This is a genomic window from Microbacterium sp. CPCC 204701 (assembly GCF_004010105.1).
GTDB lineage: Bacteria > Actinomycetota > Actinomycetes > Actinomycetales > Microbacteriaceae > Microbacterium.
The window spans coordinates 1-9210 of the sequence record NZ_RRYE01000089.1 but is presented as its reverse complement, the minus strand read 5'-3'; the positions used below and the strand labels follow the sequence as shown (position 1 = coordinate 9210).

Annotated in this window: 11 protein-coding genes and 1 tRNA gene; 3 read left to right on the top strand and 9 right to left on the bottom strand. The window is 70.2% G+C overall.

Annotated features, from left to right (window positions below):
• Positions 1-182 precede the first annotated feature (182 nt).
• Both EIO58_RS07735 and EIO58_RS07730 read right to left on the bottom strand, forming a co-directional pair.
• Entirely contained in the window at positions 183-1772 is a 1590-nt protein-coding gene (locus EIO58_RS07735; protein WP_127819042.1) for an AMP-dependent synthetase/ligase, read from the bottom strand.
• Between the two features lie 450 nt (positions 1773-2222).
• Positions 2223-3119, bottom strand: a complete 897-nt coding sequence (locus EIO58_RS07730; RefSeq protein WP_127819041.1) for an alpha/beta hydrolase — start codon at positions 3117-3119, stop codon at positions 2223-2225.
• 164 nt (positions 3120-3283) lie between these two features.
• Between EIO58_RS07730 and EIO58_RS07725 the strand changes: the two genes are divergently transcribed.
• On the top strand, positions 3284-3778 hold the full coding sequence (locus EIO58_RS07725; protein WP_127819040.1) for a heme-degrading domain-containing protein: 495 nt from the start codon (positions 3284-3286) through the stop codon (positions 3776-3778).
• Between the two features lie 79 nt (positions 3779-3857).
• Positions 3858-3930: transfer RNA gene (locus EIO58_RS18700), tRNA-Met, on the top strand.
• Between the two features lie 93 nt (positions 3931-4023).
• Here the strand turns inward: EIO58_RS18700 and EIO58_RS19300 are convergent.
• The 7 genes from EIO58_RS19300 to EIO58_RS07695 all read right to left on the bottom strand — a co-directional run bounded on the left by EIO58_RS19300 (position 4024) and on the right by EIO58_RS07695 (position 8352).
• On the bottom strand, positions 4024-4446 hold the full coding sequence (locus EIO58_RS19300) for an alpha/beta fold hydrolase (RefSeq protein ID WP_240658631.1): 423 nt from the start codon (positions 4444-4446) through the stop codon (positions 4024-4026).
• 33 nt (positions 4447-4479) lie between these two features.
• Positions 4480-4953 carry an alpha/beta fold hydrolase gene (locus EIO58_RS19295; RefSeq protein WP_240658630.1) on the bottom strand — a complete coding sequence of 158 codons (474 nt, stop codon included), beginning with the start codon at positions 4951-4953 and terminating at the stop codon, positions 4480-4482.
• 56 nt (positions 4954-5009) lie between these two features.
• Positions 5010-5288 (bottom strand): alpha/beta hydrolase fold domain-containing protein, encoded by a 279-nt coding sequence (locus EIO58_RS07715; protein ID WP_127819039.1) that lies wholly within the window; start codon positions 5286-5288, stop codon positions 5010-5012.
• A 54-nt stretch (positions 5289-5342) separates the two neighbouring features.
• Complete coding sequence (locus EIO58_RS07710; protein WP_127819038.1) at positions 5343-6101, bottom strand: SDR family oxidoreductase; 759 nt, start codon at positions 6099-6101, stop codon at positions 5343-5345.
• A gap of 111 nt (positions 6102-6212) precedes the next feature.
• Complete coding sequence (locus EIO58_RS07705) at positions 6213-6554, bottom strand: hypothetical protein (RefSeq protein ID WP_127819037.1); 342 nt, start codon at positions 6552-6554, stop codon at positions 6213-6215.
• Positions 6555-6625: 71 nt separating this feature from the next.
• Positions 6626-7531 (bottom strand): RNA polymerase sigma-70 factor, encoded by a 906-nt coding sequence (locus EIO58_RS07700; protein WP_127819043.1) that lies wholly within the window; start codon positions 7529-7531, stop codon positions 6626-6628.
• A 26-nt stretch (positions 7532-7557) separates the two neighbouring features.
• A complete protein-coding gene (locus tag EIO58_RS07695; protein ID WP_127819036.1) occupies positions 7558-8352 on the bottom strand; it encodes an SDR family oxidoreductase in 795 nt (264 codons plus the stop codon).
• A gap of 216 nt (positions 8353-8568) precedes the next feature.
• Between EIO58_RS07695 and EIO58_RS07690 the strand changes: the two genes are divergently transcribed.
• On the top strand, positions 8569-9210 hold a 642-nt coding region (locus tag EIO58_RS07690; RefSeq protein WP_164861582.1), incomplete at its 3' end, for an alpha/beta fold hydrolase.

Sequence of the window (9210 nt, the reverse complement as noted above, 5' to 3'; positions counted from 1 at the left end):
CCGGAGCGCGGCGGGCGTGCCGGCGGCGCCCGGTTCGGCCGCCGATGCGCAGCCTGCGAGCAGCGCGCCGATCGCGAAGGCTGCGACACCGCCGAGAGCGGCGCGAAGTGTTGTCTTTCGCATGGGATCTCCTAGAGGACGTGGTTCTTTTCGGGTGGACAAGATCGATCGGGTCGAGGGCGTCAACCGCCACCGAGGCGCACGTCGACCTCCAGCAGGCGCGCTCCGCTCACGGCGCGCCCGGCGTACAGGTCGTCGATGAGCCGGGCGTGGCGGTCGAGCACAACCGAGCGGACGACCTTGCCGCTCGCCGTGAGCTCACCGGCGTCACTGCGCAATGCGTGGGGGATTACGACCACGCGGCGCACCTGCTCCGGCGGCGACACGAGGGCGTTCATCTCGCCTATCCCCTGGACGAGAGCCGTCTCGTCGACGCGTTCGGCGAAGACGAGTGCGCTCAGGTAAGGCCGTCGGTCTCCGACGAGGATCGCGTCATCCAGGCCGAAGGCACTGCGCAGTCGGTTCTCCACCGGCTCGGGAGCGATGTTCTTCCCGGTCGACGTGACCAGCAAGTTCTTCTTGCGGCCCGTGATGTAGAGGAACCCGTCGCCGTCGAGACGCCCGAGGTCGCCCGTCGCGAACCAGCCGTCGACGAAGGCGGCACGCGTGGCGTCTGGGTCGTCGAGGTAGCCGGCGAAGATGTTGGCGCCGCGGGCGAGGACCTCGCCGTCGTGGGCGATGCGCAGCTGCACGCCGGGCAATGCACGGCCGACGCTTCCTTGTCGGTTGACGTGCGGCGCGCACAGCGTGAGGGCGGCCGACGTCTCCGTCAGCCCGTAGCCCTCCACGAGGGGAATGCCCGCGGCCGCGTAGGTCGCCAGTATGTCCGGATCGATAGGCGCACCACCCGTGAGAGCGTAGCGAAGTCGCGGGCCGAAGGACTCGCGCAGCCGTTGAGCGTCTTCGCCGGCGCGAAGGTACGCACTCTCGAAGAGCCGAGGCACACCGGGCACGTAGGTGGGCTCGGTCTCGCGGATCTGCCCGAGGATGTCGGCGGTGCCGCCGGCTCCGTACACCAGCTCCCCGCCGAGCGTGAGAGTCGTAAGCTGCTGCAGTCGCGCCGAGACATGCGCGAGCGGCAGGTAGACGAAGGAGTGCGCGCGATGCGCAGCCCCGTCAGGCCCGCCGGCTTCGACCTCAGCCGCCGCGCTCAGCACGGCGGTGTAGTTGGCGTGGGTGAGGACGCAGCCCTTCGGCGTCCCCGTGGACCCGGACGAGAAGACGATGGAGAAGACGTCGGATGCCGACACCTCGGCGGCGGCGAGGTCGAGTGCGACCTCCTCGGAGCCGCTGAGCTCTGGGCGATCCAGATCGCCCAGAGAATCGGCATCCGTTCCCCAGCCCAGGACCGTCGCGCCCGCGGCGTCGATGTCGGTGCGATCTGTGACGACGACAGCGGGTGCCACGCGAGTGATGACGTCGGCCACCTGAGCGAAGCTGGAGGTGGGGTAGACCGGGACCACGGGGGCGCCGATGGTCGCGGCGGCGAGATCGACGATGGTCCACGTCGGTGACGTCTGCGCGACGATTACGACCGGTCGACCACGTCCTGCTCCCGCATCACTCAGGAGGACGGAGGTGCGGCGGACGAGCGACCACAGCTCGCCGTACGAGCGTGTGACCCAGCCCCCGCTGCCGCGGAATCGCTGCGCCGCCGCCGGGTTTCCTGACCGCAGATGTGGCTGCAGCCACGCGATGAGCGTCTTCTTCATTTTCCACCTGATGGAACGCTTGTTTATCTAGTGGTACAAGCGTAGGCGACGAGTCTTTGGGTCAGACCGTGTTCAGGCGGTTTGTAACAGGGCTTTTACATGAGCGTGGCGCCCGTTCCCGCGCGGCCCGTGAGCTCGGGCGCCGGGCGGCGGATAGCGGCACGACATCCCTCACCCTGCCAGGAGCCGGTTTCGAGCTTGTGAATCATCGTTACGACCAACAGGACGGGCATGTCGCCGCTTCGCCTGCGCAGCATGTCGCCGAAGTTCTCCGGCGAACCGCGCCCGGTGTCGCGCACCGAGGCAGCTGTCGACTACGGCGCGGCGCAGGTCGTCGAGCTCCCGAGCCACCACATGCCCGCCCGCCTGTCGCGCGAGCACGTCGATGAACGACCCAGCCCCGCGTCCTCCCCCAGCCGGAAGAACATCGTAGGTGCGGCGGGAGGCAGCTCAGGCGAGATACGTGCGAGCGAACATGCCGAACTCGCCGAGCGCCGCGCGCGCCGCCGGGAGCACCGCGTTCCACAACGGGAACGCGTGGATCATATGCGGAAAGACATGCAGGCGTACGTCGGCTTCGGCGAGCGCGGCGGCGCGCACCAGGCGCACCGAGTCGTCGAGGAGCGTCTCGTCGGCGCCCACCTGGACGAGTGTCGGGGGAAGGCCGGTGAGGTCGGCGAAGAGGGGCGACACCCGGGGATCGTCGTGAGGGATGCCTTCGGGAACAAAGGCCGTCGCCAGCTCCTCGAGGTACGCGCGGTGAAGGAGCGGATCGATGGCATCATTGTCGTCGATCGACGCGCCGGAGACGGTGAGGTCGGTCCAGGGCGAGACCAGCCACAGCGCGGCGGGTGCCGGTCTGCCGGCGTCGCGAAGGTCGCGCCAGAGCGCCAGGCCGAGGTTGCCTCCCGCGCTGTCGCCGCCGACGACGATCCGGTCGGCGGCGAAGCCCTGGCGCTCGAGCCAGGTCCAGGCGGCGCGCGCGTCATCGAGTGCGGCTGGGTATGGATGCTCCGGCGCCAGCCGATATTCCAGCGACAGCGTGCTGATCCCCGCCGCTCGACCCGCTTCGGTCGCCATCGTCCGGTGGCTCGCGAGAGAACCGGAGCAGTAGCCGCCGCCGTGCAGGAACAGCAGCACGCGCGACGTGTCGGCCCCCGGCGCCCGTGACCACTCGGCAGGCACGCCCCCGGCATCCACCGTCTCGAAAGCGATGTCGGCGGCGACCGGCCATGCACCTCCGACCTCGACGATGCGTGCGCGACGCTCGGCCCACCCGACCGGGCGAGGCTTCGCTCCGAGCAGCTGTCGGACGACGTCGATACCGTTCTCGTCAGTGGCGCGCACCCGGCCAGACTACCGAGCAGCGGCACGCGTGACGCTCGACGACAGTCGCCGCGCCGACGCGATGCAGTTCCAGCCCGACGATTGGATCGAGAGCAAAGCCTGAGGGCCTCACCCGTAATCCGCTGGCGGGTCCGCCTCGCGCGCCCCGACTATCGTGAACTCTCGTGACCGACTCCGACGCCAACGCTCTCCTGGCCCGTGTCGAGGCTGAGGAGGCCGAGCTCGTCCTCCCCCGCTTCGACGTGACGGATGCCTGGACTCTCGGCTCCCGCATGCGCGAGGCCGCGGCGGCCGCGGGCCTGCCGATCGCCATCGGCATCACGCTCGGCGAGGCGCGCGCCTTCCACACCGCACTGCCGGGTTCGAGCGCCGACAACGACGGCTGGCTCGACCGCAAGACGCGCGTCGCCCGCCGCTACGGCCGGTCGTCGTTCGGTGTAGGCCTGTCGTTCCGCGCGATCGGCAAGGACTTCGACACCAGCGCGCGCCTCGACCCGACGCTGTTCGCCGCGCACGGCGGCGTCTTCCCGATCACGATCGAGGGCGTCGGGGTCGTCGGGACCGTCGGTGTCTCGGGTCTGCCGCAGGCCGACGACCACGCCTTCGTCGTGGAGCACCTCCGCGCCTGGCGAGCGGCCGCGACACGCAACGTCTCATAGCGAAACGCGAGTTCACGCATACCCCGCTCCTCGGATGACGGGGCTACGGTGGAGCCGTCCTCGAGTTCACGAGGCATATCGCGGCGATCCGGGCGGTCCCGGGCACCGGTTCATACCCGGCTGCGTTGCGGGTTCGACTCCCGCCGTCGCGTCGAACGCATGGCCCCGCTACCCCTGTCGACGCCGGAGGGAGGGCGCTACGAGCTCGTCCGCAGGAACAAGACGCAAACGCGCCTCGTCCCGGATCACGGCGGCCCCGCCCCGTCCCCCGGCGGCTCGGCCACGTCGAAGATCGCCTGCGCGAACTCGTGCGGCGCTTCGGCGGGCAGATGATGCCCCACCCCTGCCACCTGCCGGTGCTCGCGCGGCCCGGTGAACACGTGCGCGTGCTGCAAACCGTCCGTCGCCGGGAAGTTTCCGTCCGCCGTTCCCTCGAGCGTGATCGTCGGCACGCTGATCGCAGGAGCAGCCGCGAGCCGACGTTCGAGCTCCTCGTACCGGGGTGCCCCCGGAACGAGCCCGAGCCGGTGGCGGTAGGAGTGGATGACGACGTCGACGTAGTCGGGATTCTCGAACGCGCGCGCCGCGCGGGCAAGATCGTCGCTGCCGAACGCCCACCCCGGAGAGTTGCGCCGCCAGATCACCTCGGCGATCTCGCGGCGATTCAACTCGAGTCCCCGCCGGCCCCGTTCGGTGGCGAATTACCAGAAGTACCAGAAGCCGGCCTCGAAGTCGGGCCGGATCGGGTTCTGTGCTGCGGCGATGTCTTGGATGAGGCATCCGTTCACTGACACGAGCCCCGAGACCCGATCCGGCCAGAGCGCCGCGACGGCGCATGCCGCCCGCCCGCCCCAGTCGTACCCCCCGAGCACAGGCTCCTCGAGGTCGAGAGCGTCGAGGAAGGCGAGCAGGTCAGCGCCGAGCGCAGCCTGCTGCCCCGACCGATCGCTGTGCTCGTCGAGGAAGCGGGTCGGTCCGTGGCCGCGCAGGTACGGGACGAGCACGCGGAATCCCGCCTCGACGAGCTGCGGGGCGACGTCCGTGTAGCTGTGGACGTCGTACGGAAAGCCGTGCAGCAGCACGACGGGCTCCCCCGTCGCGTCGCCCAGGTCGTAGTAGGCGACCGACAGCTCGCCGGCGTCGACGCGGCGAAGGGGCGGGTTGGTGGCGATCATGGTGAGGCCGCCGATCAGGCGGTGCCGAACGCCTTGCGCAGCACGTGCACGGCCTGCTAGATCGCGGCGGTCGTGGCCGCCGACGATACCAGCGGGTTCAGCATCATGAAGTCGTGGATCGTGCCGTCGTAGCGCACCAAGGTCGTGCGCACGCCCGCCTGGATGAGCTTGCGGCCGTACTCCTCGCCCTCGTCGCGCAGCACGTCGTTCTCGTCCACGATCAGCAGCGTCTCGGGCAGTCCGACGAGCTCGTCGATCGGGGCCTGCAGCGGAGAGGCCGTGACGTCCTTGCGGGCGTCGAGGTCGGGCAGGTAGCAGTCCCAGAACCACGCCATGGCGTCGGGTCACCGGCAGTCGCGCGAACACGATTCCCGGTGACCCCACCTCGGTCACACCCGCGGCGGGTTGGCGGGCAGCCACTCCTCGAGCGTCGTCTCGAACACCTGCACCCCGTCGACCGGCATGAGCGTGCGCTCGTCGATGCGCGCGCCGAAGTAGGGCGCCTCGGGGTCGGTGACGACCTCGCGCGGGTCGCCGCGGAACGCGAGACCGCGACGCACGAGCTCGTCGAGGCCCATCACCTCCGGGCCGGCGATCTCGATGTCGGCGTTCAGCGGCGCACCCGCCGCCGTACGCGCCACCGCGGTCGCGACATCCTCGGCGGCGATCGGCTGCATGAGGCCGGGCGACAGGTGGATCGCCTCGTTCGTGCCCGACACCGCCGCGATGCCGCCGATGAACTCGAAGAACTGGGTCGCGTGCACGATCGAGTACGCAATGCCCGACTCGCGGATCAGCTTCTCTTGCGCGGCCTTTGCGTGGAAGTACGCGATGTCGTGCGGACGGTTCGTGCCGACCACCGTCAGCGCGACGTGGTGGCCGACGCCGGCCTCGCGCTCGGCGGCGATGAGGTTGCCGCTCGAGGTGGTGAAGAACTCCATGACGGCGTCCGGCTCGAACGAGGGCGAGTTCGACACGTCGACGACGACATCGGCGCCCTCGAGCACCTCCGTCAGGCCCTCGCCGGTGACGGTGTTCACACCCGAGTTCGGCGACGCGGCGATCGCCTCGTGGCCGTGCTCGGTGAGCTTCGCGACGACCTTCGAGCCGATGAGGCCGGTGCCGCCGATGACGATGATCTTTGCCATGATGTGCCTTTCGTGTCACGAGCGCGACTGGACGAACGCTCACCAGCTACGACAGCGCGGGTCACCGCGTTGTGACAGAAGAGCAGATTCCGGATGCCGCGACCCGCACGTTCAGCGCCGGTTCCAGCTCGCGAGCTTGTCGGGGTTCGCCACGAGCCACGCTTCGCGCACGACCCCACCGGTCACGCGAAGCACCAGCACCCCGACCACGCCGCCGTCGCGGCGGACCACGACCCCCGGCATCCCGTTCACCGACTCGACCACCGCGTCGACCTCGGGGTCACCGAGCACCCGCAGCAGCTGGGGCACGACGTCACCACGTCCGCGCAGCGGCGCGCGCGGGGTCGGCACCACGCCGCCACCATCCACGGTGAGCGACACGTCATGGTGCAGCACGCGGCCGAGGTCTGCCGCATCCGCGCGGCGCGTGGCGGCGATCAGCGCCCGGGCCACGCGCTCATGCTCGGCGGCGACGGACCTCGTCCTGATGCGCAGATCGTTCAGCCACGTCGCCCAGCGGCGCGTCATGCCCCGGCCGGGGCGGCGTGCCCGAGCTTGTCGGGACTCATCGTCCAGAAGATCTGGACGATTCCGTCGTCCGACATCGTCAGCGCGCACGTCGTCATCACCCCGTCCGCGTCCGAGATCGTCGCGGCGGGCCGGCCGTTGAGCTCGACCCATTCGATGGTCTTGCCGATCCAGAAGTGGCTCGAGAAGGCGGCGATGAACTTCGCGACCCGGCTGCGCCCTGCGACCGGGATGCGCGCCGCGAGCTTGACGCCGTTGCCGTCGGTGTAGCTGACGACGTCGTCGGCGAAGAGCTCCTCGAGCGCGGTCACATCGCCCTTCTGCGCCGCGATCAGGAACGCCTCGAGAAGACGGCGATGCTCGGATGCCGCCACCTGGGCGCGCTTGGCCGACGCGAGGTGCTTGCGGGCGCGGCTCACGAGCTGGCGCGCACTCGCGACCGTCGCCCCGATGATCTCGGCGATCCGCTCGTACGGATAGTCGAGCGCCTCGCGCAGGATGTACGCCGCGCGCTCGGTGGGCGTGAGCTTCTCGAGTGTGAGCAGGATCGCGAACTGCAGGGCTTCACCGCGCTCGGCGCCGAGCGCGGGATCGGCATCCGTGTTCACCGGCTCGGGCAGCCACGGCCCGATGTAGGTCTCGCGGCGAGCGCGTGCCGACTGCGTCGCGTTGATCGACAGCCGCGTGGCGATGGTCGCGAGAAAGGCGGCGGGTTCGAGGATGCCGTCGCGCTCGGTGTTCTGCCACCGGATCCAGGTCTCTTGCACGATGTCTTCAGCATCCGAGACCGTGCCCAGCATCCGGTACGCGATGCCGAAGATCCGGCGCCGATGCTGTTCGAACACGTCGACGGCCGAGTCCATGTCGCCCGAGTCCGCCGCGGGCTCCGCGCTCAACCCCATGATGCCTCTCACGCCGGTCGCCGCGCTCAGCGTACGCCCGCAGGCGTGTGCGGAACCAGACCGGAGGGGTCGGGAGCCTGCACCCGCCACTGGTGGAACGTCGTCGGTGCGATGACCGCGTCGGGGCCGGGCAGCAGCTCCCAGCGGTCGAGCTGGGCGCCGAAGTAGGTCGCGAGCGGGTCGGCGACCACCTCGCGGTCGTCGCTGGTCCACATCAGCTCGCGTCGCGCCAGTTCCCGCAGCTCGAAGATCTCTGGCCCGGCGTGCTCGACGATCGAGTTGGTCGGGCGCCCGAGGGCGGTGCGCGCGACCGCGGCGGCGACATCGTCGGCGGCGATCGGCTGCACGAGCGCGTCGGCGACGTGCGCGATGCGGCTGCGCATGGCGGCAGCGGTGATGCTGCGGACGAACTCGAAGAACTGCGTGCCGTGCACGATCGAGTACTGCCGGCCGGATGCCACGATCAGACGCTCCTGTGCGGCCTTGGCCTGGAAGTACCCGCCCTCTGACTGCGCGAGGCGATCGGTGCCGACGACCGAGAGCGCCACATGGTGCCGCACACCGGCGGCATCGCCGTAGGTGAGCAGGTTCATGGTCGACGCGTAGAAGAACTCCCGCGCGGCCTCCTCGTCGAGGTAGGACGAGTTCGACGTGTCGACCACCGTCTCGACGCCCTCCAGCGCCTCTTCGAGCCCTTCGGCGGTGTACGAGTTCACGCCCGTCGCGCGCGCGGCGACCACGACGTCGTGGCCCGTCTCTCGCAACCGTGCGACGACGCGCGTGCCGATCAGGCCCGTTCCTCCGATGACAGCGATTCTCATGGCGATCCCTCTCCGTCGCAGCGGTCCGCGCGCGGGCGCGCACGGGCTCACCAGCCATGACCGGATGCCGTCGCCCGATGTGACCGATTCGCGAGAAGTCTCCGAAATTCGTGCCGGGTGTCACAGCCGTGCAGCCTGCCTGGTCCTGTTGGCAAGGGAACGTCTCCCCCGCTCGACCGATCCCGGCCCCGCTCGACAGATTCGGAAGGAACCATCATGACCATCCAGAAGCCCACCATCGTCCTCGTCCACGGCGCCTTCGCCGGGTCGTCGTCGTGGAACGGCGTGATCCTGCGCCTGCACGAGCACGGCGTGCGCGCCGTCGCCGCCGCCAACCCGCTGCGCAGCCTCCGCACCGACGCCGCCTACGTGCGCGACGTGATCGCGTCCGTCGGCGGACCCGTCGTCCTCGTCGGCCACTCGTACGGCGGGATGGTCATCACCGAGGCCGCAGCCGAGAACCCCGCGGTCGTCGGCCTGGGCTACGTGGCTGCGTTCACGCCCGACACCGGCGACAGCGCCTTTACGCTCTCGACGAGCGCTCCGGGCAGCACGCTCGGCGAGGCTCTCGCCGCCTACCCGGTCTCGACGGGCGGCAACGAGTTCGTCATCCGTCCCGACGTCTTCCACCACCAGTTCGCCGCTGACGTCCCCGAGGACGTCGCGACGCTCATGGCGGCGACGCAGCGTCCGGTCACCGAGGCCGCCCTGTCGGAGCCCCTCGCGGCGCAGCGCCCGGCGTGGAAGGACGTCCCGTCGTGGCACGTGATCGCCGAGGAGGACCTCAACATCCCCGCCGCGGTCCAGCGCGCCGGAGCCGAGCGGGCGGGCGCCCGCGGCGTCCACGAGATCGCCGGC

Coding starts and splice junctions, on each gene's coding strand:
- EIO58_RS07735 (WP_127819042.1), bottom strand. CDS start 1,772: ATGAAGAAGACGCTCATCGCGTGGCTGCAGCCACATCTGCGGTCAGGA.
- EIO58_RS19295 (WP_240658630.1), bottom strand. CDS start 4,953: ATGATCGCCACCAACCCGCCCCTTCGCCGCGTCGACGCCGGCGAGCTG.
- EIO58_RS07715 (WP_127819039.1), bottom strand. CDS start 5,288: ATGGCGTGGTTCTGGGACTGCTACCTGCCCGACCTCGACGCCCGCAAG.
- EIO58_RS07710 (WP_127819038.1), bottom strand. CDS start 6,101: ATGGCAAAGATCATCGTCATCGGCGGCACCGGCCTCATCGGCTCGAAG.
- EIO58_RS07700 (WP_127819043.1), bottom strand. CDS start 7,531: ATGGGGTTGAGCGCGGAGCCCGCGGCGGACTCGGGCGACATGGACTCG.
- EIO58_RS07695 (WP_127819036.1), bottom strand. CDS start 8,352: ATGAGAATCGCTGTCATCGGAGGAACGGGCCTGATCGGCACGCGCGTC.